Annotated in this window: 19 protein-coding genes, 3 tRNA genes and 3 rRNA genes; 16 read left to right on the plus strand and 9 right to left on the minus strand. The window is 48.0% G+C overall.

Annotated elements, in window-relative coordinates; all coding sequences use genetic code 11:
* The first annotated feature begins 289 nt into the window (after positions 1 to 289).
* Both UQW94_RS22720 and trhA read left to right on the plus strand, forming a co-directional pair.
* The gene (locus UQW94_RS22720; protein WP_031781056.1) at positions 290 to 1,096 is read left to right on the plus strand and encodes a sporulation protein; all 807 of its coding nucleotides are present in this window, start codon (positions 290 to 292) and stop codon (positions 1,094 to 1,096) included.
* A gap of 70 nt (positions 1,097 to 1,166) precedes the next feature.
* Positions 1,167 to 1,820: a PAQR family membrane homeostasis protein TrhA gene (gene trhA, locus UQW94_RS22725; RefSeq protein ID WP_005379047.1), complete on the plus strand. Its 654-nt coding sequence runs from the start codon at positions 1,167 to 1,169 to the stop codon at positions 1,818 to 1,820.
* Positions 1,821 to 1,853: 33 nt separating this feature from the next.
* On the opposite strand, the gene UQW94_RS22730 is transcribed toward trhA, so the two are convergent.
* From UQW94_RS22730 to def, 6 genes are all read right to left on the minus strand, one after another.
* Positions 1,854 to 2,438, minus strand: coding sequence for a DUF3157 family protein (locus tag UQW94_RS22730; protein ID WP_169629131.1), 585 nt, complete (start codon positions 2,436 to 2,438; stop codon positions 1,854 to 1,856).
* 26 nt (positions 2,439 to 2,464) lie between these two features.
* Positions 2,465 to 3,910 (minus strand): TrkH family potassium uptake protein, encoded by a 1,446-nt coding sequence (locus tag UQW94_RS22735; RefSeq protein WP_005386656.1) that lies wholly within the window; start codon positions 3,908 to 3,910, stop codon positions 2,465 to 2,467.
* Positions 3,911 to 3,919: 9 nt separating this feature from the next.
* Positions 3,920 to 5,296 (minus strand): Trk system potassium transporter TrkA, encoded by a 1,377-nt coding sequence (gene trkA, locus UQW94_RS22740; protein WP_005379062.1) that lies wholly within the window; start codon positions 5,294 to 5,296, stop codon positions 3,920 to 3,922.
* Between the two features lie 63 nt (positions 5,297 to 5,359).
* Positions 5,360 to 6,643: a 16S rRNA (cytosine(967)-C(5))-methyltransferase RsmB gene (gene rsmB / locus UQW94_RS22745; protein WP_322142575.1), complete on the minus strand. Its 1,284-nt coding sequence runs from the start codon at positions 6,641 to 6,643 to the stop codon at positions 5,360 to 5,362.
* 80 nt (positions 6,644 to 6,723) lie between these two features.
* Positions 6,724 to 7,671, minus strand: a complete 948-nt coding sequence (gene fmt / locus UQW94_RS22750) for a methionyl-tRNA formyltransferase (protein ID WP_005461453.1) — start codon at positions 7,669 to 7,671, stop codon at positions 6,724 to 6,726.
* 33 nt (positions 7,672 to 7,704) lie between these two features.
* Positions 7,705 to 8,223 (minus strand): peptide deformylase, encoded by a 519-nt coding sequence (gene def / locus UQW94_RS22755; RefSeq protein ID WP_005379068.1) that lies wholly within the window; start codon positions 8,221 to 8,223, stop codon positions 7,705 to 7,707.
* A 138-nt stretch (positions 8,224 to 8,361) separates the two neighbouring features.
* Between def and UQW94_RS22760 the strand changes: the two genes are divergently transcribed.
* From UQW94_RS22760 to UQW94_RS22775, 4 genes are all read left to right on the plus strand, one after another.
* Positions 8,362 to 9,456, plus strand: coding sequence for a LysM peptidoglycan-binding domain-containing protein (locus UQW94_RS22760; RefSeq protein ID WP_151514380.1), 1,095 nt, complete (start codon positions 8,362 to 8,364; stop codon positions 9,454 to 9,456).
* Complete coding sequence (gene dprA, locus UQW94_RS22765; protein WP_322142576.1) at positions 9,440 to 10,549, plus strand: DNA-processing protein DprA; 1,110 nt, start codon at positions 9,440 to 9,442, stop codon at positions 10,547 to 10,549. The genes UQW94_RS22760 and dprA overlap by 17 nt, the downstream gene beginning before the upstream one ends.
* A gap of 2 nt (positions 10,550 to 10,551) precedes the next feature.
* Positions 10,552 to 11,031, plus strand: a complete 480-nt coding sequence (locus tag UQW94_RS22770) for a DUF494 family protein (RefSeq protein WP_033906575.1) — start codon at positions 10,552 to 10,554, stop codon at positions 11,029 to 11,031.
* A gap of 76 nt (positions 11,032 to 11,107) precedes the next feature.
* Entirely contained in the window at positions 11,108 to 11,677 is a 570-nt protein-coding gene (locus UQW94_RS22775; RefSeq protein ID WP_053350677.1) for a type I DNA topoisomerase, read from the plus strand.
* A gap of 65 nt (positions 11,678 to 11,742) precedes the next feature.
* Here UQW94_RS22775 and UQW94_RS22780 read toward each other — a convergent pair whose 3' ends face one another.
* Together UQW94_RS22780 and purE are read right to left on the minus strand one after the other, a co-directional pair.
* Complete coding sequence (locus tag UQW94_RS22780; protein ID WP_225474240.1) at positions 11,743 to 12,876, minus strand: 5-(carboxyamino)imidazole ribonucleotide synthase; 1,134 nt, start codon at positions 12,874 to 12,876, stop codon at positions 11,743 to 11,745.
* A 4-nt stretch (positions 12,877 to 12,880) separates the two neighbouring features.
* Positions 12,881 to 13,366 carry a 5-(carboxyamino)imidazole ribonucleotide mutase gene (purE, locus tag UQW94_RS22785; protein ID WP_005379082.1) on the minus strand — a complete coding sequence of 162 codons (486 nt, stop codon included), beginning with the start codon at positions 13,364 to 13,366 and terminating at the stop codon, positions 12,881 to 12,883.
* Positions 13,367 to 13,565: 199 nt separating this feature from the next.
* Here purE and UQW94_RS22790 point away from each other — a divergent pair, with 199 nt between their 5' ends.
* From UQW94_RS22790 to UQW94_RS22805, 4 genes are all read left to right on the plus strand, one after another.
* Complete coding sequence (locus UQW94_RS22790) at positions 13,566 to 14,123, plus strand: L-threonylcarbamoyladenylate synthase (protein WP_005379084.1); 558 nt, start codon at positions 13,566 to 13,568, stop codon at positions 14,121 to 14,123.
* Positions 14,124 to 14,170: 47 nt separating this feature from the next.
* On the plus strand, positions 14,171 to 15,088 hold the full coding sequence (hemF, locus tag UQW94_RS22795; RefSeq protein ID WP_053350839.1) for an oxygen-dependent coproporphyrinogen oxidase: 918 nt from the start codon (positions 14,171 to 14,173) through the stop codon (positions 15,086 to 15,088).
* A 101-nt stretch (positions 15,089 to 15,189) separates the two neighbouring features.
* Positions 15,190 to 16,023: a shikimate dehydrogenase gene (gene aroE / locus UQW94_RS22800; protein ID WP_005379088.1), complete on the plus strand. Its 834-nt coding sequence runs from the start codon at positions 15,190 to 15,192 to the stop codon at positions 16,021 to 16,023.
* A 3-nt stretch (positions 16,024 to 16,026) separates the two neighbouring features.
* Positions 16,027 to 16,290 (plus strand): DUF1488 domain-containing protein, encoded by a 264-nt coding sequence (locus UQW94_RS22805; protein ID WP_005379090.1) that lies wholly within the window; start codon positions 16,027 to 16,029, stop codon positions 16,288 to 16,290.
* 7 nt (positions 16,291 to 16,297) lie between these two features.
* Here UQW94_RS22805 and UQW94_RS22810 read toward each other — a convergent pair whose 3' ends face one another.
* The gene (locus tag UQW94_RS22810; RefSeq protein ID WP_213969140.1) at positions 16,298 to 16,846 is read right to left on the minus strand and encodes a gamma carbonic anhydrase family protein; all 549 of its coding nucleotides are present in this window, start codon (positions 16,844 to 16,846) and stop codon (positions 16,298 to 16,300) included.
* A 506-nt stretch (positions 16,847 to 17,352) separates the two neighbouring features.
* Between UQW94_RS22810 and UQW94_RS22815 the strand changes: the two genes are divergently transcribed.
* The 6 genes from UQW94_RS22815 (at position 17,353) to rrf (ending at position 22,712) form a co-directional block, all read left to right on the plus strand.
* Positions 17,353 to 18,905: ribosomal RNA gene (locus UQW94_RS22815) — 16S ribosomal RNA — on the plus strand.
* A gap of 89 nt (positions 18,906 to 18,994) precedes the next feature.
* A tRNA-Glu gene (locus tag UQW94_RS22820) sits at positions 18,995 to 19,070 on the plus strand.
* 2 nt (positions 19,071 to 19,072) lie between these two features.
* Positions 19,073 to 19,148 (plus strand) — tRNA-Lys (locus UQW94_RS22825).
* Positions 19,149 to 19,176: 28 nt separating this feature from the next.
* Positions 19,177 to 19,252, plus strand: a tRNA-Val gene (locus UQW94_RS22830).
* A 359-nt stretch (positions 19,253 to 19,611) separates the two neighbouring features.
* Positions 19,612 to 22,502 (plus strand): 23S ribosomal RNA (locus tag UQW94_RS22835).
* Between the two features lie 93 nt (positions 22,503 to 22,595).
* Positions 22,596 to 22,712: ribosomal RNA gene (gene rrf / locus UQW94_RS22840) — 5S ribosomal RNA — on the plus strand.
* The 16S, 23S and 5S rRNA genes sit together here with 3 tRNA genes alongside, the layout of an rRNA operon.
* Positions 22,713 to 22,715: the final 3 nt, after the last annotated feature.

The raw sequence follows: 22,715 nt of genomic DNA on the forward strand, positions 1-22,715 counted from the left end.
CCTAACTGTCAGGCATATCCATTGCCGATGTAATGGCCTGAATCATTATGAGCTAGGCTCCAACAAGATTGAAGAATCACTCTTCTGGCTCTCGCCAATCCAGTTAATGAGTCAGGAATACCGATATGCATGCATATCAAGTGTAAGATTAGCATCCTTGTAATAATTGGTCGATAGTTGAGCAATTGAATTGTTTAGATTTTGTCATTTTGTCGCGATGTTCGAGGCAATTTTTGTTTGATCCCACGATCAGCAGTAGTAGTATGAGATCTCGATGAAGGAGGTGCCTATGTCATTTTTGAAGAAGACACTTGCCAGTTTTGGGATTGGGAGCGCGAAGGTCGACTCAATCTTAAACCAAGACGTGCTATACCCAGGTCAAAGTGTGGATGTGTCTATCCATGTATATGGTGGTGCGACTGAACAAGCGATCGACAACATTGATTTAAAACTCTGTTGCCGCTACATCGCAGAAGCCCCTGATGACCGTGGTGCGCGAGAAGGACACAGCATGCGCCGAGTACCTCAAACTCATGTGCTTGCTAAGTGGAGTCTCCCTTACGCATTTACCATCCATTCCGGCGAAGAGCGTACCTTCGATGTTAAGCTCGATGTGCCTTGGAACACGCCTATCACCATTGGTGATGCCAAAGTATGGTTAGAAACCGGCTTAGACGTTGCCGCTGCTTTGGATCCGACTGATAAAGACATCCTCACCGTTCGACCTGATCCACTGATGGATGCGGTACTATCTGCATTTGAAGCGCAAGGTTTACGAATTCGCCAGGTGGAATGCGAGGAAGTGAAAGGATTCGATCTACCATTTGTGCAAGAGTTTGAACTGGTGCCAACCGACGGACCTTACCACGGCGTGTGGCGCGAATTAGAATTTGTTGCCCACCGCAGTGAGCAAGAGCTCAAGTTGTGGTTTGAAGTTGACCGCACACGCAAGGGGCAAGGTGGCATGCTCGCGAGCTTACTGGGTAGTGGCAAACTCAAGCGAGAGCTGACCATTCCTGCCACGACTAAGCCAGATCAAGTTGGCGAACTGGTACTCAATTATCTCGATCAAACTACTGCCGTTCATGAGTCTTAATTTAAGATTACACGTGTAAGCCTAATGTGCCATACTAGAGCAAATTTCAAACTCTAGTATAGGCGCATTGATGTCCGAGCTGCAGAAACCTCAATACAGTCAACGTGAAGAACTGGCCAATACCATCACCCACGGTATAGGGATGATTTTTGGTATTGTTGGCTTGATACTGCTGTTAGTTAAAGCCATAGACCATCAAGCTGACACTTTAACGCTTACCAGTATGGCGATTTATGGAGCGAGTATTATCGTGCTATTTTTGGCCTCGACGCTCTATCATGCGATCCCTCATCCCAAAGCGAAACGTTGGCTAAAAACCTTCGACCATTGTGCTATTTATCTTTTGATAGCAGGCAGCTATACCCCTTTCTTGTTAGTCAGCTTAAGAACACCTCTAGCATTTGGGTTGATGATCGTTATTTGGAGCATTGCGTTGATTGGCATCATCATGAAAGTTGCGTTCGTCTATCGATTTAAAAAGCTTTCTTTGATGACGTATTTGGTGATGGGATGGTTATCGCTGATTGTGATTTATCAATTAGCTATTAACTTGGATGTCGGCGGACTTACACTGCTTGCTGCTGGTGGAATTGTGTATTCACTAGGGGTAATCTTCTACGTCGCGAAGCGCATTCCCTTTAACCATGCGATCTGGCACGGCTTTGTTTTGGCTGGCTGCGTGTGCCATTTCTTTGCGATTTATTACTTTGTTGAGCCTATCTAGCCGATAGGCTCAACAAAGAATATTAAACACGTATTAGCGAGTTTTTACCTCTAGCACTTTGGCAGAAAACTGGTATTGCTGTGATTGCGGTACAGCCAATTTAATGCTCTTACCTTGTTCCGCTTGCTGTGGTCGCAGGTAGGTATCCGCCATGCGCTTGATGGATTGCCAAACCGTCACGTTTTCTTTTGCCAGTTGCTGACCAGACATATCAAACACTTGCACCTCAACTTCCACTTGAATGACAGATTGAGAGCTTTGGTTAGTGATTGATGTAGGTAAAATAAGCTCACCGCTTTGATAGCTTGCTGAACCAATCAATATATCCACACCTGAATCTGATAGCTGCATGGTTGGCTTTTTGGCGTTTACCACTACGGTCGTGCCAACGGTTTTCGTTACCACAGGAATTGTCGCAATCGCAGGAGCTGCGATTGTTTCAACTACGCTTGCTGTTGTTTGTGTCTCCGTCGCTTGTTGCGCCGGTTTTTTCATGACGTACTCCCAGGTAAAGTCATCGTTCAACTTCACTTCTCGACCATCGGCTAAAGTGATGACCTCGGCGGCGTATGTGGATGAGGCGGCAAGTAGGGTCGCCAGAGTAATCCATGTTTTCATTGTTATACCTTTTAATTAGAGTCTGCTTAGCGGCGCCAAAACGCAGGAAAGAACAGTACAAGAATAGTCAGAATTTCCAAGCGGCCCATTAACATCCCAAAGCTTAAGAGCCATTTGGCAGTATCGGGCAGAGGCGCGAAGTTGCCTGTCGGGCCAATCACACTGCCCATACCAGGGCCAACATTGGCAACGGCGGTGATTGAGCCAGAAATACTGGTCACAGGGTCGAGGCCAAGAGCACTTAAACAACCCGCGATAAAGATAATGGTGATAAAAAACATCAAGCCAAATGCCACCACTGAGCGAACAATATCATCATTCACCGGTCGCTGGTTATAACGCTGTACAAACACCCCAGAAGGGTGAATCAACTTCATCATTTGTTTGTTTAGCAGCGTCATTGCAATTTGGAAGCGGAAGATTTTGATCCCGCCAGACGTTGATCCTGAGCATGCTCCCGCCATCATTAAGAATGCGAAAAGAGTAGTGGGTAATGCGCCCCATGCGGTGAAGTCTTCTAAGCCAAAGCCAGTTGTGGTGACGACAGAGACAATATTAAACATCGACACTCGCAGGGCATCCAAAATGGTGTACCCATCTCGAATCACTAGCCAAGCTGAAATCACTAAGCTAGAGAATACGAACAGGTACGCAAATCCTCTAACTTGAGCGTCGTTAACCAACACATCAATACGGCGTTTACGTAATGCGGCGATAAAGAGCAAAAACGGCAAACCACCTAAGAACATAAAGGTAGTGGCCACCCAATGTGCGCCATTAGAGAAGTGGTTCATTGACCCATCAGATGTAGAGTATCCACCCGTCGATAGCGTAGTAAAGGCATGGTTGATTGCTTCGAACAGGTTCATGCCGGTGACCAAGTAGCCCAAAATACATAAGCCTGTTAGCATCAAATAAACCGCTACGATGTTTTTGGCGACCGTTTTCGCTCTTGGACTACTTTTATCCGACCAATCTGATGATTCGGTTTGGAATAGCTTCATACCACCGACATTCAGCATAGGTAACACTGCTACCGCCATCACGATAAAACCAATGCCACCAAGCCACTGTAAAATAGAGCGCCACAGCAAGATGCTCGGCGCCATGTTGTCTAGGCCACTGAGCACCGTTGAGCCCGTCGTGGTGATACCCGACATCGTTTCGAAGTAGGCGTCGGTGAAGCTGATGTGGTTGATAAACACAAATGGCAAGGCGGCAAACGCACTCGCGATGGTCCAAACCAAACTGGTGATGAGGAACATATCGCGTACGCTGAGTTTGAACTTGGCGGTTCGACCTATCGTTAGGCAGATGAAGGCGGCAAGGTGCGTGATCACAACGGCTTGGGCGAAATCGAGGAACCCCCCCGTACCGGTAAAGAAAGCGACCAAAGTCGGCACGTACATAAACAGGGCCAGTTTGGATAAAACCAGCCCGATAACAAACAGTACGGGACGTAAGTTGACCATAGGAAAATCCTAGAGGAAGAATGGACTCGGCTGGAATAGCGCTTCGACGTCTGATACGTATTTTTTGTTGACCAGGAACATCACCACATGGTCATCCTGCTCGATGACCGTACGGTCGTGGGCAATAAGAACTTCTTCGCCACGAACGATAGCACCAATGGTGGTCCCAGGTGGAAGCTTTATATCTCCAATCGCACGTCCAACCACTTTAGATGTACTTTCATCACCGTGAGCGACGGCTTCAATCGCTTCCGCAGCGCCGCGGCGAAGTGAGGATACGTTTACGATATCAGCGCGACGAACGTGCGTTAGCAAGGCTGAAATAGTGGCTTGCTGAGGTGAGATTGCTACATCAATTACGCCGCCTTGTACCAGGTCTACATAAGCGCCACGTTGGATCAGCACCATCACTTTTTTAGCGCCCATGCGTTTTGCCAACATTGCAGACATGATGTTGGTTTCATCTTCGTTGGTCAGCGCGATGAAGACGTCGACTTGGTCGATGTTCTCTTCCGAGAGAAGCTCTTGGTCTGCCGCATCACCGCAGAACACGATGGTGTTTTCTAGTTGCTCAGAGAGCTTTTCTGCACGCTGGTAGTTACGCTCAATCAGCTTCACGCTGTAAGTTTGCTCTAGGCGTTTTGCCAAGCTTGCGCCAATGTTACCCCCTCCAACAATCATGATGCGGCGGTACGGTTTTTCTAGGCGCTGAAGCTCACTCATCACTGAGCGAATATGATTACTTGCTGCAACGAAGAACACTTCATCGTCGGCTTCAATAATGGTGGTACCTTGTGGGCGAATCGGACGGCCTTGACGGAAAATCGCCGCCACACGGGTATCGATGTGCGGCATGTGCTCACGCAAAGCAGACAGCGCGTTACCCACCAACGGGCCACCATAGTAAGCTTTCACCGCCACTAGGCTGACTTTCTGTTCAGCAAAACTCACCACTTGCAGCGCGCCTGGGTATTGGATCAGACGTTCGATGTAGCTCGTGACGAGTTCTTCTGGTGCGATAAGGTGATCAACAGGAATAGCGCCAGATTTAAACAGGGCTTCTTTTTCTGCCAAGTATTCTGGAGAGCGAATACGCGCAACGCGGTTTGGGGTATTGAATAGAGTGAACGCGACCTGACAGGCGGCCATGTTGGTTTCATCAGTGTTGGTTACTGCGACGAGCATATCGGCGTCTTGCGCGCCAGCTTCGTGTAGCACGTCTGGATGGCTCGCATGGCCATTGACCACACGTAGGTCGTATTTGTCCTGCAATTCACGCAGTCGGTCGGCATTATTGTCGACGATGGTGATGTCGTTGTTTTCACCCACTAGGTTTTCTGCCAGTGTGCCGCCAACCTGACCTGCACCAAGAATAATGATCTTCATACTCTTTTCTCGTATCTGAAAAAGGCGATTGAAATCACTTCAATCGCCCTATTTAGCATGCTGTTACGCGTGTGTCTTAGTTAGCACTGCGTAGTAGAAACCATCCATATCTTCTTCGCCTGGTAGAATTTGACGACCAGGCTGGTCGGGATCAGAATCCAGCAGTTGCGCATCCGCGGTACGTGCTAAAAACGCTTTTACTTGCTCCACGTTTTCTTGCGGTATGATTGAACAAGTCGCGTAAACCATGGTGCCGCCGGGCTTCAGTTGCGTCCACATGGCATCAAAAATTTCACTTTGCAGCTCTGCTAATGCGGCGATGTCGTCTGCACGACGTAGCCATTTGATGTCTGGGTGACGACGAATCACGCCAGTCGCAGAACATGGGGCATCCAGCAAAATGCGATCAAATTGCTCGCCTTGCCACCATTCTTGTGGATTACGCGCATCACCGCAAACCACTTTTGCCTGAAGGTTGAGACGCTTCAGGTTTTCATGCACACGTTTCAAGCGTGTGTCGTCGCAGTCAATCGCGACCACTTCACTGCCCGACGTGCGCTCTAGAATGTGCGCAGTCTTGCCACCTGGCGCAGCACAGCAATCTAAAATCCGTTCGCCGTCTTGTGGTTTTAGGTAGTTGATCGAAAGCTGCGCCGCCGCATCTTGTACCGAAACCCAACCTTTATCAAAACCAGGTAGCTTCATCACGTCACATGGTGTGGCCAATTTTATGGCGTCCATTGCTTCTGTGTGTGGCGTGCTATCAATGTTTTCATTTTTGAGCAGCGCAAGGTATTCATCACGAGTGTGGTGTTGATGGTTCACACGCAGCCACATTGGTGCTTTTTGGTTGTTCGCTTCAACAATACTTTCCCATTGCTTTGGGTAGGCCTCTTGCAGCAGTTTTAGTAACCAGCTTGGGTGACCGTACTTGCCAGCGTTGTTGCTGACGGCCATTTGGTCGAGTTCTTCTTGGTTGCGCTGGTAGTTACGCAATACCGCGTTAATCAAACCACGCAGACGAGGACCTTTCAGCTCTTTAGTGCCTTCAACCGTTTCACCGACTGCTGCGTGCGCAGGAATACGCATGAAGCTCAGTTGGTAAATACCAACCAGAATTAGGTGATGGAATACACGTTGTTTGCCTTTTAGCGGCTTATCCATCAATTGGTTTGCGATCATTTCTAGGCGAGGTAGGTAACGTAGCGCACCGTAACAGATCTCTTGTAACAGAGCGTGGTCACGAGGTCGTACCGTTTGTTGAGCCGCTGGAAGAGCGCTTGAAAGTGAGTGGCCCTTGTCGACGACAAGATACAGGACGTTAGCAGCCGCAGCGCGAACATTCATGATGAGTACCTTAAAGTAAAGGAGGGCATCTCTGCCCTCTAAAAGTTCGTATAATCGGGGATAATAACCCCTAGTATGGCTTAAACCAGCAGAGTGCCAACTTCAAACCAAGCCGCACGCGAATTCAGAATATCCTGAACTGACATGGCTTTTTTGCCAGGAACTTGCAGTTGCTCTAGCACCAGTACGCCGTTGCCTGTCGCAACATAAATACCGGTTTTATCTGCTTGCACGATGGTGCCGGCTGGCTTGTCACTGGTTTGCTCTGCCACACGGCTTTGCCATACTTTGATGCTGTTTTCTGCCGCCTCAAAGTGGCTCATTGGCCATGGGTTAAATGCACGAACGCAGCGCTCAATGTGCGCCGCATCGTCGTTCCAGTTGATGCGTGCTTCTTCTTTGCTGAGTTTTTTCGCATAGTTCGCTAGCTCATCGTCTTGCTTCACTGGCACTGCTTTACCCGCAGCAATGTCTGCTAGGCAGTCAATCAGGGCTTCTGGACCAAGCTCAGCCAATTTTTCGTACATTGAAGCGCTGGTATCTGTCGCTTCGATTGGCAGAGTTGCAATCTTCAGCATATCACCAGTGTCGAGACCGATGTCCATCTGCATGATGGTTACGCCAGTTTCTGCATCGCCCGCCCAAATAGAGCGTTGGATTGGAGCCGCACCACGCCAACGAGGTAGGATAGAACCATGTACGTTGATACAACCCAGTTTAGGGGTATCAAGAACTGCTTGTGGCAGCAGCATACCGTACGCCACGACAACCATGAGGTCGGCGTTCAGATCGGCAAGTTCTTGTTTCGCTTCGTCGGACTTAAAGCTTTCAGGTTGGTAAACCGGGATATTGTGTTCTAGCGCCAGTTGTTTTACTGGTGGCGCAGCCAATTTTTTGCCACGACCCGCTGGACGATCTGGGTTTGTGTAAACCGCGATGACTTCATGCTCCGAAGACAACAACGCCGCCAAGTGACGGGCGGCGAAATCCGGAGTACCTGCAAAGACAATTCGTAAAGACTGACTCAAGGTAGACTTCCTTCTAATTGGTATGGTTCGAGATTAAGCGTTTTGCTGCTTCTCGTTAAAGCGTTTGATTTTCGCTAGCTTGTCCTGAATGCGTTTGCGTTTCAGTGGCGATAGGTAATCCACGAACAGCTTACCTTGTAGGTGATCAAGCTCGTGTTGAACACAAATCGCTAGCAGGTCGTCGGCTTCAAAGGTGAACTCTTTGCCATCACGATCCAGTGCTTTAACGGTAACTTCTGCAGCGCGAGGCACAAGTGCGCGCGCACCTGGTACCGACAGACAGCCTTCTTCGATGCCATCTTCGCCACGCTTTTCCAGAATCTCAGGGTTGATTAGCACCATCGGCTCATCGCGAGTTTCTGAAATATCAATCACTACGATACGTTTGTGGATATCAACCTGCGTTGCAGCAAGGCCAATACCTTCTTCGTCGTACATGGTTTCAATCATGTCATCGACGATTTTTTGAATCTCAGGGGTCACCGCTTCAACAGGCTTTGCGACTGTGCGCAGGCGATCATCCGGGAATGTTAATACTTGTAATACAGACATATTCACTCGAAATATTGAACTGTGCCGAAACAGCACAAACCTTGTTGGCTCAATTCTAGACATTTTATAGCCTAAATGACAGCATCCTTGCACCAATTTCCATTCTGGTTCCTGCTTAATAGACCAAGGACGAGGGTCATGAATCGAATTTTCCGCAACGTTGCCAGTGTTACGTTGCCGCTACTTTTCTCTTTCAACGCTGTAGCAAATGTGGATGCGAACCCACTGACTGTTAAAGATGATGCGCCACAAACGTATGTAGTCGTGAAGGGCGATACGCTATGGGATATTTCGGCCATGTACTTAGATAGCCCGTGGTTGTGGCCTCGTTTATGGCAAGTAAACCCGGAAATCGATAACCCTCATTTAATTTATCCCGGAGACAAGCTGTCTTTGGTGTGGATTAACGGTCAGCCCGTGTTGAGCCTAAAACCGGTTAAGAAGCTGAGCCCGAAAGTTCGCATCACAGAAAAGAAAGCCGTACCAACCGTTGCGGAAGGTTTGGTGATGCCTTACCTTAAATCGGATCGGTTGCTAGATAAAGATTCGTTGAACAATGCTGCAAAAGTGATGGGTAGCAGCAAAGGCAGTAAGTATCTGACTGCAGAAGATGTGCTGTATATCAATGGCAATCAGACCGCGACAGGTTGGGCTATTTACCGACCAGTAGCTACCTTTTCGCGTGACGATGTGTCCGAAGAGATTACCGCGCTGCGTTTGATTGCCAAAGGCGAGCTCGTTGAAGCTTCGAGTGATTATTCAGGTTTGAAGCTTACATCGCAAATGCAAGAAATCCTACGTAACGATATCGCGTTGCCAAATCAATCGGTTGAGAATACTGACTTCACAACAACGTTCTATCCGCTGCCGTCGCCACAAGGCAGTTCTGCAAAGTTGCTAGGTAATATCGAAGGTATTCGCTTTAGTTCAACTAACCAAGTTGTGGTGATTGATAAAGGCACGTCAGACAATCTGAAGCAAGGCAGTGTGTTTGATTTAAAAGAAGACGCGCACCCAGTTTACAAAGACGGCGATGAGTTCAAGAAAGAGTTTGGCGTGCTTGATAAGAAAATTACTTTGCCTCAAAGCAAAGTTGGTGAGTTGCTGGTCATTCGCCCTTATGAGTACTTTAGCTTGGCACTGATCACTAACAGTACGAAACCCATTAACCAAGATATTTCGGTGGTGTCACCGTTGGCGGACGAATTAACCATCGATGAATCGACGAAATAACGATGATCTCGCTGCCTGGTTAAAACTGAGTTGTTTACCAGGCATTGGCGGCGTCAAAATGAATAAGCTACTGGCAAGAGACACGCCACGTAACATCGTAAACTTCTCTCCTGAACAGCTACAACAACTTGGGTTAACAACTAAGCAAATTCAAGCTTGGGCTTCAACAGATAAAGAAGTCGATGCTTGTTTAAGCTGGCTTGAGGCTTCTACAAATCATCATATCCTGACACTGACTGACCCGTGTTATCCACCTCAGCTCAAACAAATCGTTGCACCGCCACCTCTACTTTTTGTTCAAGGAAACCCTGCTTGTCTTTCTCAGCCACAAATCGCGATGGTTGGAAGTCGAAATGCGAGTATTGATGGATTACAGCATGCACGTCAGTTTGCTGCAGAGTTTGTTCAGCACGATTTTATTGTCACCAGTGGTCTCGCTTTAGGCATTGATGGTCATGCGCATGATGGTGCGTTGCAAGCGGGTGGTAAGACGATTGCGGTGCTAGGATCTGGCTTAGAAAATATTTATCCGGCACGTCATCGTGGTTTAGCGCAACGTGTTATTGAACATGGGGCTTTGGTGTCTGAGTTTCGGCCTAATGCCAAGCCGCGCCCAGAAAACTTCCCGCGTCGTAATCGTATTATTAGTGGATTATCGCTTGGTGTACTGGTCGTCGAGGCGGCGAAAAAGAGCGGCTCGTTAATTACAGCTCGTTACGCGCTTGAGCAAGGTCGAGAAGTATTTGCTCTGCCAGCGTCAATCAATGCCCCCAATGCCTGCGGTGGAAACCAGTTGATACGTCATGGCGCTTGCCTCGTAGAAAAGACGAAAGATGTCTTAGATGAAATACAGTCCTTGCTTGATTGGTCTATTAATCAGAGTACCGATTTATTTTCTACGTTAAATGATGAAGAAGAATTGCCATTTCCTCAGCTGTTAGCTAACGTAGGAAGTGAAGCTACACCGGTTGATATTCTTGCAAACAGGACCCATATACCTGTCCAAGAAGTCATGATGCAGCTCTTAGAGTTAGAACTCTCTGGGCATGTCGTTGCGGTTTCAGGTGGCTATATTCGAAAGGGGAGGGGCTAGCTATGATGATGGATATACTGATGTATCTATTCGAAACCTACATCCATAGCGATGCAGAGTTACAGGTCGAACAAGACGAGTTGGAAGAAGAGTTGCTTCGTGCAGGCTTCCAACAAAAAGATATCTACAAAGCCCTTGTCTGGTTAGAAGAGCTTGCCGCATTGCAGCAAAGTGACACCTCTTCTGCAATCTCGACTTGCATGGCTTCGTCATCAACTCGTATCTACACAGCGAAAGAGACGCAGCGTTTAGATTTGGAATGCCGAGGATTTCTATTGTTTCTCGAGCAAATCAATGTGTTAACCACAGAAACTCGCGAAATGGTGATTGACCGAGTGATGGGATTAGAAACGAGTGAGTTTGAGCTTGAAGATCTCAAATGGATCATTCTGATGGTGCTGTTTAATGTGCCTGGCAACGAAAACGCTTACACGCTAATGGAAGAGCTGTTGTACACCAAGGAACAAGGGATTCTTCACTAACCATCTGGGCAAGTTTGAGTTTAACTAGAATAAACGCGAGCTTGTCTTTTTGTGTGTTTTTCACGAAACGGTAAGTATGAGTAGTAAAATCGACAACACCCTTTTCTCTGCCCATGAACACGCTTTGGAGCACGAGCCGTGTCCAAAATGTGGTGGTGAGCTGACTCTCAAGCACGGAAAACATGGCCCATTTCTCGGCTGTAACCATTACCCAAGCTGTGATTACATTAAACCGCTACACAGCAATGATGGGCACATCGTGAAAGAGTTGGGTGTGCCTTGTCCTGAGTGTGGCAATGAGTTGGTACTCCGCCAAGGGCGCTACGGCATGTTTGTCGGTTGTAGTAACTACCCGGCTTGTCATCATATTGAGTCGATTAATCAACCAGAGCCAGAGGCGCAGTCACAAGAGCAACACGCTTGCCCTGAATGTGGCAAAGGACATTTGGTTGAGCGTAAAACCCGATTTGGCAAAACCTTCTACGCGTGTGATAACTACCCTAAATGCAAATTTGCTGTGAACCTTGCTCCGGTCAAGGGGCGATGCGAAGAGTGTGGTTTTACTCTGTTGGTGGAGAAGAAACTTGCCAGTGGTGTGAAATTGCAATGTGCTAATCGTAAGTGTCAGCACACCCAGCAAGGGTAAATACATCAAAGGAATTAAAAAGGGTCGCATCGTGCGACCCTTTTTTGTTTTTTTGCTGCCAAACGTTAGTGTTGAGGCTGTTTAGCGAACGCTTGCACGGCTGGGAAAGCTATTGGGTCTAAGATGTCTGCCAGGGCGCACAACCTACGGTGCAATTCTCCTGGGTAGTCGCCACACACGTTGATGTGTCCCATCTTGCGACCTGCACGTTTCTCTTTGCCATACCAATGAAGGTGGCAACCATCCATTGATAACAATGCATCTGGTAGTGTGTCTTCACCAAGAATATTGATCATTGAGGTTTCACGAACCAATTTCGTACTACCTAATGGTAAGCCGCACACTGCGCGCAGATGGTTTTCAAACTGACACGTTTCTGCACCTTGCTGTGTCCAGTGACCAGAGTTGTGCACGCGTGGAGCAATCTCATTCACTAAAAGTGCCCCATCGACATCAAAGAACTCAAGCGCTAATACGCCAACGTAATCTAGGCTATCTGCGACTGCCGTGAACATTTGCTTTGCTTGTTCCTGTAACCCTGGCGCATCAATCGCAGTAGAAAGACTCAATACACCGTTGGTGTGAACATTCTCTGCCAGAGGGTACACTTCCACACTGCCATCTTTGCTTCGAGCACCAACCAGTGATACTTCGCGGTTAAAAGGAACAAACTCTTCAGCAACAATCGCTTGAGTTGGTGTTGCCGCGATGCACTCTGCCATCTCAGTCCAAATGTCGTCGACTTGAGAAGCTTCTTTTAAGCGCCATTGGCCTTTACCATCGTAACCACCTAATGCACTTTTCAGAACCATTGGCATACCAACGTGTTCAATTGCGCGGTCAAAGTCTTCACGAGTTTCAATGACGTAGTATTTCGCGTTGCGCACGCCGGCATCATCAAGCAGTGCTTTTTCAATACGGCGATCACCACCTGCTTTGATGGCTTGCGTACTTGGTAGGAACTTGCCGCTCGCTTCGCAAACCTTGAGCACGTCATGTGGAATATGCTCGAACTCGGCAGTAATCACATCAACTTGCGTAATCGCATTTTCCAAACCATGGCCAAGTACCTGTTGAGTTAAAGGGTGAACGACATCACCGTTGGTGACATCGTAAGCTGAAATTTGAATATTCAGTGGCGCACCAGCCAGAGACATCATACGAGCCAACTGACCCGCACCAAGAACCAGTACATGCATCTGATTAATCCTCTGCAGGGTTTGGATTTGCGAGAACTGTTTCCGTTTGCTCATTACGGAATGCTTCTACCTTCGCCATGATGTTTTCATCATGAGTGCCTAGGATTTGCGCTGCTAGGATACCGGCGTTTGCTGCGCCCGCTTCGCCAATCGCCAATGTACCAACCGCAATTCCCTTTGGCATCTGTACAATAGAAAGCAGTGAATCCATACCTTTCAGTGCACGAGACTGAACGGGAACCCCAAGCACTGGCAAACTAGTAAACGCCGCCGCCATACCTGGTAGGTGGGCTGCACCACCTGCGCCTGCGATGATAACTTTGATGCCGCGTTCTTTTGCGCCACTGGCGTAGTCAGCCAGTAATTGAGGAGTTCGGTGTGCTGACACGACTTTTGTTTCGTAAGGCACGCCAAATTGGTCTAGCATGTCCGCTGCTAGTTTCATGGTTGGCCAATCGGATTTAGAACCCATGATGATACCGACTTTCATCTCAAACTCCTTTAAGCTGCAAAAATTAGGTGAGCTATAAATTTGTGCGCATTATACGGGGATTTTTATCTCAAGCAAACGTTTGCGTCTTGTTGTTGGCGCTATTGATACATTTTATAAAAAAATTGCTTTAGTGTCTGAGAATGAATATTTGTACACTTAGTGAAAACAACACAGTCAAACAAATAGGAAGTAATCGGTGGATAACTTTGAACAAGTGCTCAACGCACTCAAGCAAGGCGAAGTGATTGCCTATCCAACAGAAGGGGTTTTTGGTGTCGGATGTGATCCAGATAACCCAGAAGCAATTCAAAAGCTATTAGAGCTCAAGCAGCGTCCGGTAGAAAAAGGGCTGATTCTCATCGCGGCAAGTTATGATCAGCTCTTGCCTTATATTGATGAATCTCAGTTGACTGAAGAACAATTACAGACTGTTCATGCCACTTGGCCAGGCCCATACACTTGGATCATGCCAGCGAGCGATAAAGTATCCAACTGGGTTTCAGGGCAGTTTGATTCAATTGCGGTTCGTGTGACTGATCATCCTTTGGTGCAAAAAATGTGTAATGCATTCGGAAAGCCGTTAACCTCTACCAGCGCGAATCTTTCCGGCTTACCACCGTGTATGACCACGGAAGAAGTCGAAGAGCAGTTGGGTGATAAGCTGGTCGCCATTCTTCGTGGCGAGACCAGCGGTCGTGATAAACCCAGCGAGATTCGTGACGCCAAAACTTCACAAATATTAAGACAGGGTTAACCCTGCTAGCCAGCCATCATTAGGTTTCACGTAATAGGTAATAACGTATGTCAGCGATCGATAAGCACGCCGTAAAGCAGTTCTTGATGTCACTTCAGGACTCCATTTGTCAGCAGTTAGAACAAGAAGATGGAAAGGCCGTCTTTGTCGAGGATGCATGGCATCGTGAACCGGGCGAACGTCTTGGTGGCGGTGGGCGCTCACGTGTTATGCGTGATGGCCTTGTTTTCGAGCAGGGAGGCGTGAACTTCTCGCATGTGGAAGGGAAAGAAATGCCAGCATCTGCGACAGCGCATCGTCCAGAGCTAGCGGGTCGTCGTTTTGAAGCGATGGGTGTTTCTTTGGTTATTCACCCTAAAAACCCTTATGTACCGACTTCACACGCCAATGTCCGCTTCTTTATTGCAGAAAAAGATGGCGAAGACCCAATTTGGTGGTTTGGTGGTGGTTTTGACCTAACGCCGTTCTATCCATTTGAAGAAGATTGCCAATCATGGCACGACACTGCAAAACTGCTTTGTGCGCCATTTGGTGACGATGTTTACCAAGAGCATAAAGCATGGTGTGACAAATACTTCTTCCTACCACATCGTAATGAAACTCGCGGTGTTGGCGGTTTGTTCTTTGATGATCTAAACCAGTGGGAATTTGATAAGTGTTTTGCTTACATCAAAGCAGTCGGTGAAGGCTATTGCCAGGCTTACTTGCCGATCGTTTCTCGTCGTAAAGAGATCGAGTATGGTGAGCGTGAGCGTGAATTCCAACTATATCGTCGCGGCCGTTACGTAGAGTTCAACTTAGTGTATGATCGTGGTACCTTATTTGGTTTACAAAGTGGTGGGCGTACTGAGTCGATTCTGATGTCAATGCCGCCGCTCGCTCGCTGGGAGTACTGCTACGAGCCAGAAGCGGGATCGCCAGAAGCTGAACTTTACGAGCGATACCTAACGCCCCGAGAGTGGTAAGCACGGAATCTCCTTTTCTATATAGATAGATAGTGATAGGGTCATCTGTAATCAGGTGGCCCTGTTTTCTCTATATCTAAGTAAGGAACAAAGGTAAGGAAATGACCCAGCAAATCGATCGCTATGCCGTGTTTGGTAATCCTATCGGACACAGTAAGTCGCCATTCATTCACACCTTGTTTGCTCGTCAAACTAATCAATCTTTGGTGTACACCGCAGAAAGTGCACCTGTTGATGGTTTTATTGACGCGGCGAAGGTGTTTTTTGCTGAAGGTGGCAAGGGGTGCAACATCACTATGCCATTTAAAGAAGATGCTTATCAATTTGCTAGTCGATTGACAGAACGGGCTCAGTTAGCAGGCGCGGTAAATACCCTCAAGAAGTTAGACGATGGTGAAATCATCGGTGACAACACTGATGGTGCAGGTTTAGTGCAAGATCTGCTTCAGCATCAGGTTGTATTGGAAGGCGCGCGAATCCTAATTATTGGCGCTGGTGGTGCAGCTCGTGGTGTTATTAAGCCACTACTTGATCAAAAGCCGACCTCTTTAACCATTACCAACCGTACCTTTAGTAAAGCACAGGAGCTTGCAGAGCTGTTTGTCTCTCACGGTCCTATCCTCGCCAAAGAGATAGCAAGTATTGATGAAGAGTATGATGTCATCATTAACTCCACATCCGCTTCTCTTAGTGGTGAACTGCCGACTATTTCATCCTCCATCTTTGCCGCTAACAGTACAAGCTATGACATGATTTATGGCAAAGGGGTGACGAGCTTTAACTTATGGGCAAAAGAGAATGGTGCCGCTCATGCGTATGACGGTCTTGGAATGTTAGTTGGGCAGGCTGCGGAAAGCTTTATGCTCTGGCGTGGCTTACGTCCTGGTGCCAAACAAATTCTCAGAGAACTAAGAAAGAACCTTGAAGGTCAATAAGCGATGAATCAATCCATCTTATTCCCAGATATTCAATCATGGGATGAAGTATCACAATCGGTAAACTTTTCGGCGCAACAATCAGGCGCACTAATAGAGTGCTTTGTGACGAAACAAAAGTTAGAAAAGCTCAGTGGTTCACTGATTGAAACTGAGCAAGCGGCAATTAAAGTGTTTACTGATTACCGATTCGACCTAGAAGAAATGGCTGAAGAGCTAATAGAAGATGAAGCCTTCAACGAAGAAGGCCATATCATCATCGGTTAACAGGGTTTTAGTTCAAGTCTTTTACTTCATTTAAGTAGTCGTTTTTGTTCTGCACATAGTTGTTGGCAGACTTTTGCAAGAAAGCTCGTTCTTTTTCTGATAGAGGGCGAGCTTGTTTTACTGGGCTTCCAACATATAAGTAGCCACTTTCTAATACTTTCCCAGGTGGCACTAAACTGCCTGCTCCGACCATCACCTCTGACTCAATTACAACAGCATCTAAAACAATAGCTCCCATACCAACCAAAACACGATCGTGGATCTCACAACCGTGCAGCATCACTTTGTGGCCAATCGTAACGTCATTACCAATAATCAATGGGTAGCCGTTTGGGTTTTCGGCGTTCTTATGGGTGACATGCAAAACACTGCCATCTTGAATATTCGTTCGATCACCAATGTGAATGTGGTTTACATCGCCTCGCGCTGCTACCAATGGCCAAATGCTAGAATCATCGCCAATTCGGATATCACCGACTAAAACAGAGGTTGGGTCAACGTAAACACGCTCACCAAGTTCAGGCTTTATACCTTTGTAGCTTCTCATTGAGCTCATCTTTTTTCCTTATTCAGGGCGATTACAGGGTGTATGGAGGTAGAATAGTAGTGAAAACTCGCCTTTTAGAATAAAAAACACCCAAACGATAAAAAAATCAAAAAAAACGAGAAAAAGGGCTTGCCAATGTGATCGCAATCTCTATAATGCCACCTCGCTGACACGGCAACGCTTCGAAGCTTAAGTTTCGAAAGTAAGAAGCCAAGTTAGCAAGCCAAATTAGCCAAGCGGAAACGCTTGAAGAAAGTTTGAAAAAAGTGATTGACACTAAACTTTAACTCGCTAAAATGGCCGTCCTGTTTTGAGCAAAGCTCAACAGGAAAGCTCTTTAACAATATAGACCTATCAATCTGTGTGGGCACTCGTTGATGATAATCCAATTCGATACTTCGGTATCAAATTAGGTTTCAATGAAACGAAGTGACCATTGAATCTTCGGATTCAGCACAGTCAATTCAAACATTACTTTATGTAATGTTCAGTATTCATTGAGCCGACAAAATCTTAAATTGAAGAGTTTGATCATGGCTCAGATTGAACGCTGGCGGCAGGCCTAACACATGCAAGTCGAGCGGAAACGAGTTATCTGAACCTTCGGGGAACGATAACGGCGTCGAGCGGCGGACGGGTGAGTAATGCCTAGGAAATTGCCCTGATGTGGGGGATAACCATTGGAAACGATGGCTAATACCGCATGATGCCTACGGGCCAAAGAGGGGGACCTTCGGGCCTCTCGCGTCAGGATATGCCTAGGTGGGATTAGCTAGTTGGTGAGGTAAGGGCTCACCAAGGCGACGATCCCTAGCTGGTCTGAGAGGATGATCAGCCACACTGGAACTGAGACACGGTCCAGACTCCTACGGGAGGCAGCAGTGGGGAATATTGCACAATGGGCGCAAGCCTGATGCAGCCATGCCGCGTGTGTGAAGAAGGCCTTCGGGTTGTAAAGCACTTTCAGTCGTGAGGAAGGTAGTGTAGTTAATAGCTGCATTATTTGACGTTAGCGACAGAAGAAGCACCGGCTAACTCCGTGCCAGCAGCCGCGGTAATACGGAGGGTGCGAGCGTTAATCGGAATTACTGGGCGTAAAGCGCATGCAGGTGGTTTGTTAAGTCAGATGTGAAAGCCCGGGGCTCAACCTCGGAATAGCATTTGAAACTGGCAGACTAGAGTACTGTAGAGGGGGGTAGAATTTCAGGTGTAGCGGTGAAATGCGTAGAGATCTGAAGGAATACCGGTGGCGAAGGCGGCCCCCTGGACAGATACTGACACTCAGATGCGAAAGCGTGGGGAGCAAACAGGATTAGATACCCTGGTAGTCCACGCCGTAAACGATGTCTACTTGGAGGTTGTGGCCTTGAGCCGTGGCTTTCGGAGCTAACGCGTTAAGTAGACCGCCTGGGGAGTACGGTCGCAAGATTAAAACTCAAATGAATTGACGGGGGCCCGCACAAGCGGTGGAGCATGTGGTTTAATTCGATGCAACGCGAAGAACCTTACCTACTCTTGACATCCAGAGAACTTTCCAGAGATGGATTGGTGCCTTCGGGAACTCTGAGACAGGTGCTGCATGGCTGTCGTCAGCTCGTGTTGTGAAATGTTGGGTTAAGTCCCGCAACGAGCGCAACCCTTATCCTTGTTTGCCAGCGAGTAATGTCGGGAACTCCAGGGAGACTGCCGGTGATAAACCGGAGGAAGGTGGGGACGACGTCAAGTCATCATGGCCCTTACGAGTAGGGCTACACACGTGCTACAATGGCGCATACAGAGGGCGGCCAACTTGCGAGAGTGAGCGAATCCCAAAAAGTGCGTCGTAGTCCGGATTGGAGTCTGCAACTCGACTCCATGAAGTCGGAATCGCTAGTAATCGTGGATCAGAATGCCACGGTGAATACGTTCCCGGGCCTTGTACACACCGCCCGTCACACCATGGGAGTGGGCTGCAAAAGAAGTAGGTAGTTTAACCTTCGGGGGGACGCTTACCACTTTGTGGTTCATGACTGGGGTGAAGTCGTAACAAGGTAGCGCTAGGGGAACCTGGCGCTGGATCACCTCCTTAAACGATGATTATTGCGATGAGTGTTCACACAGATTGATACGGTTTATGAAGTTTAAGAGATAGAACATCCCCCAAGATGTTCACTTAGTGTCCCGTTCGTCTAGAGGCCTAGGACACCGCCCTTTCACGGCGGTAACAGGGGTTCGACTCCCCTACGGGATACCATTGGGTCGTTAGCTCAGTTGGTAGAGCAGTTGACTTTTAATCAATTGGTCGCAGGTTCGAATCCTGCACGACCCACCATTTCCTTCCACGGAAATCAAAACAATGTGGGCGATTAGCTCAGTTGGGAGAGCACCTGCCTTACAAGCAGGGGGTCACTGGTTCGAGCCCGGTATCGCCCACCATTCTCTAAGTATTTTTGGAATAAAACGTCCAAACCAGAACAAGCAATTGATACTGGTTGGTATTTTTGACTCTGAAAGTCTTTAGAAAATGTAACTTCCTTGTGAAGAAACATAGCTCTTTAACAATTTGGAAAGCTGACAAAACAACAATTTATTGTTGTTTGTAAAGTTCTCAATGTTTATCGAAAGATAAACACCAAAAAACACATTCAAGTGTTCTTGGCTTTTTGTTTTCATTTTTTCTAAAAATGAAGGTAAAGAGATGAGTCCGGCAAAATCGATATGTCTCTCGCTCATTCAAATAATGAGAGACAACTTTGGTGATTTGATTATCAACTCGAAACTCCTTCGGGTTGTATGGTTAAGTGACTAAGCGTACACGGTGGATGCCTTGGCAGTCAGAGGCGATGAAGGACGTATTAACTTGCGATAAGCCCAGATTAGGTAGTAAAAACCATTTGAGTCTGGGATTTCCGAATGGGGAAACCCAATACCATAAGGTATTACTGTTGAGTGAATACATAGCTCAACAGGGCGAACCGGGGGAACTGAAACATCTAAGTACCCCGAGGAAAAGAAATCAACCGAGATTCCGAAAGTAGCGGCGAGCGAAATTGGACTAGCCCTTAAGCTTTACACGCGTTAGACGAACAGCCTGGAAAGGCCGACGATACAGGGTGATAGTCCCGTAGTTGACGACGTGTGTTCAGTGAAATCGAGTAGGGCGGGACACGTGATATCCTGTCTGAATATGGGGGGACCATCCTCCAAGGCTAAATACTACTGACTGACCGATAGTGAACCAGTACCGTGAGGGAAAGGCGAAAAGAACCCCTGTGAGGGGAGTGAAATAGAACCTGAAACCGTGTACGTACAAGCAGTAGGAGCAGGCTTTGTCCTGTGACTGCGTACCTTTTGTATAATGGGTCAGCGACTTATATTCAGTGGCAAGGTTAACCATCTAGGGGAGCCGTAGGGAAACCGAGTCTTAACTGGGCGTTCAGTCTCTGGATATAGACCCGAAACCAGGTGATCTAGCCATGGGCAGGTTGAAGGTTGAGTAACATCAACTGGAGGACCGAACCGACTAATGTTGAAAAATTAGCGGATGACTTGTGGCTAGGGGTGAAAGGCCAATCAAACCTGGAGATAGCTGGTTCTCCCCGAAAGCTATTTAGGTAGCGCCTCGGACGAATACTACTGGGGGTAGAGCACTGTTAAGGCTAGGGGGTCATCCCGACTTACCAACCCTTTGCAAACTCCGAATACCAGTAAGTACTATCCGGGAGACACACGGCGGGTGCTAACGTCCGTCGTGGAGAGGGAAACAACCCAGACCGCCAGCTAAGGTCCCAAATTACTACTAAGTGGGAAACGATGTGGGAAGGCTCAGACAGCCAGGATGTTGGCTTAGAAGCAGCCATCATTTAAAGAAAGCGTAATAGCTCACTGGTCGAGTCGGCCTGCGCGGAAGATGTAACGGGGCTAAGTAGTAAACCGAAGCTGCGGCAATGCACTTTAGTGCATTGGGTAGGGGAGCGTTCTGTAAGCGGTTGAAGGTGTGTGGTAACGCATGCTGGACGTATCAGAAGTGCGAATGCTGACATGAGTAACGATAAAGGGGGTGAAAAACCTCCTCGCCGGAAGACCAAGGGTTCCTGTCCAACGTTAATCGGGGCAGGGTAAGTCGACCCCTAAGGCGAGGCCGAAAGGCGTAGTCGATGGGAAACGGGTTAATATTCCCGTACTTCTTACAATTGCGATGGGGGGACGGAGAAGGCTAGGTGGGCCTGGCGACGGTTGTCCAGGTTCAAGTGCGTAGGCTGAAGAGTTAGGTAAATCCGGCTCTTCTTAAAGCTGAGACACGACGTCGAGCATCTACGGATGTGAAGTCATTGATGCCATGCTTCCAGGAAAAGCCTCTAAGCTTCAGATTGTAAGGAATCGTACCCCAAACCGACACAGGTGGTCGGGTAGAGAATACCAAGGCGCTTGAGAGAACTCGGGTGAAGGAACTAGGCAAAATGGTACCGTAACTTCGGGAGAAGGTACGCTCTCGACGGTGAAGTCCCTCGCGGATGGAGCTATTGAGAGTCGCAGATACCAGGTGGCTGCAACTGTTTATTAAAAACACAGCACTGTGCAAAATCGCAAGATGACGTATACGGTGTGACGCCTGCCCGGTGCCGGAAGGTTAATTGATGGGGTTAGACTTCGGTCGAAGCTCTTGATCGAAGCCCCGGTAAACGGCGGCCGTAACTATAACGGTCCTAAGGTAGCGAAATTCCTTGTCGGGTAAGTTCCGACCTGCACGAATGGCGTAATGATGGCCACGCTGTCTCCACCCGAGACTCAGTGAAATTGAAATCGCTGTGAAGATGCAGTGTACCCGCGGCTAGACGGAAAGACCCCGTGAACCTTTACTACAGCTTGGCACTGAACATTGACCCTACATGTGTAGGATAGGTGGGAGGCTTTGAAGCGCAGTCGCTAGATTGCGTGGAGCCGTCCTTGAAATACCACCCTTGTAGTGTTGATGTTCTAACGTCGACCCCTTATCGGGGTTGCGGACAGTGCCTGGTGGGTAGTTTGACTGGGGCGGTCTCCTCCCAAAGCGTAACGGAGGAGCACGAAGGTGGGCTAATCACGGTTGGACATCGTGAGGTTAGTGCAATGGCATAAGCCCGCTTGACTGCGAGAATGACAATTCGAGCAGGTGCGAAAGCAGGTCATAGTGATCCGGTGGTTCTGAATGGAAGGGCCATCGCTCAACGGATAAAAGGTACTCCGGGGATAACAGGCTGATACCGCCCAAGAGTTCATATCGACGGCGGTGTTTGGCACCTCGATGTCGGCTCATCACATCCTGGGGCTGAAGTCGGTCCCAAGGGTATGGCTGTTCGCCATTTAAAGTGGTACGCGAGCTGGGTTTAGAACGTCGTGAGACAGTTCGGTCCCTATCTGCCGTGGGCGTTGGAGAATTGAAAGGGGCTGCTCCTAGTACGAGAGGACCGGAGTGGACGAACCTCTGGTGTTCGGGTTGTGTCGCCAGACGCATTGCCCGGTAGCTAAGTTCGGGATCGATAACCGCTGAAAGCATCTAAGCGGGAAGCGAGCCTTGAGATGAGTTCTCCCTGATACTTTAAGTATCCTAAAGGGTTGTCGTAGACTACGACGTTGATAGGCAGGGTGTGTAAGCGTTGTGAGGCGTTGAGCTAACCTGTACTAATTGCCCGTGAGGCTTAACCATACAACACCCAAGGGGTTTTGATGGACTCAATGAAAGAACGTTGAATGTGTAAGAACGAGAATTAAAAAACAGCTTTCCAGATTAAAGAATTTGCTTGGCGACCATAGCGTTTTGGACCCACCTGATTTCCATGCCGAACTCAGAAGTGAAACGAAATAGCGCCGATGGTAGTGTGGGGCTTCCCCATGTGAGAGTAGGACATCGCCAGGCTTT

This window comes from Vibrio sp. PBL-C16 (genome assembly GCF_034321865.1).
GTDB lineage: Bacteria > Pseudomonadota > Gammaproteobacteria > Enterobacterales > Vibrionaceae > Vibrio > Vibrio alginolyticus.

Bases quoted from the DNA above. Each gene is read 5' to 3' on its own strand.
- UQW94_RS22720 (WP_031781056.1), top strand. From the start codon at position 290: ATGTCATTTTTGAAGAAGACACTTGCCAGTTTTGGGATTGGGAGCGCG.
- trhA (WP_005379047.1), top strand. From the start codon at position 1,167: ATGTCCGAGCTGCAGAAACCTCAATACAGTCAACGTGAAGAACTGGCC.
- UQW94_RS22730 (WP_169629131.1), bottom strand. From the start codon at position 2,438: ATGAAAACATGGATTACTCTGGCGACCCTACTTGCCGCCTCATCCACA.
- UQW94_RS22735 (WP_005386656.1), bottom strand. From the start codon at position 3,910: ATGGTCAACTTACGTCCCGTACTGTTTGTTATCGGGCTGGTTTTATCC.
- trkA (WP_005379062.1), bottom strand. From the start codon at position 5,296: ATGAAGATCATTATTCTTGGTGCAGGTCAGGTTGGCGGCACACTGGCA.
- rsmB (WP_322142575.1), bottom strand. From the start codon at position 6,643: ATGAATGTTCGCGCTGCGGCTGCTAACGTCCTGTATCTTGTCGTCGAC.
- def (WP_005379068.1), bottom strand. From the start codon at position 8,223: ATGTCTGTATTACAAGTATTAACATTCCCGGATGATCGCCTGCGCACA.
- UQW94_RS22760 (WP_151514380.1), top strand. From the start codon at position 8,362: ATGAATCGAATTTTCCGCAACGTTGCCAGTGTTACGTTGCCGCTACTT.
- dprA (WP_322142576.1), top strand. From the start codon at position 9,440: ATGAATCGACGAAATAACGATGATCTCGCTGCCTGGTTAAAACTGAGT.
- UQW94_RS22770 (WP_033906575.1), top strand. From the start codon at position 10,552: ATGATGATGGATATACTGATGTATCTATTCGAAACCTACATCCATAGC.
- UQW94_RS22775 (WP_053350677.1), top strand. From the start codon at position 11,108: ATGAGTAGTAAAATCGACAACACCCTTTTCTCTGCCCATGAACACGCT.
- UQW94_RS22780 (WP_225474240.1), bottom strand. From the start codon at position 12,876: ATGCATGTACTGGTTCTTGGTGCGGGTCAGTTGGCTCGTATGATGTCT.
- purE (WP_005379082.1), bottom strand. From the start codon at position 13,366: ATGAAAGTCGGTATCATCATGGGTTCTAAATCCGATTGGCCAACCATG.
- hemF (WP_053350839.1), top strand. From the start codon at position 14,171: ATGTCAGCGATCGATAAGCACGCCGTAAAGCAGTTCTTGATGTCACTT.
- aroE (WP_005379088.1), top strand. From the start codon at position 15,190: ATGACCCAGCAAATCGATCGCTATGCCGTGTTTGGTAATCCTATCGGA.
- UQW94_RS22805 (WP_005379090.1), top strand. From the start codon at position 16,027: ATGAATCAATCCATCTTATTCCCAGATATTCAATCATGGGATGAAGTA.
- UQW94_RS22810 (WP_213969140.1), bottom strand. From the start codon at position 16,846: ATGAGCTCAATGAGAAGCTACAAAGGTATAAAGCCTGAACTTGGTGAG.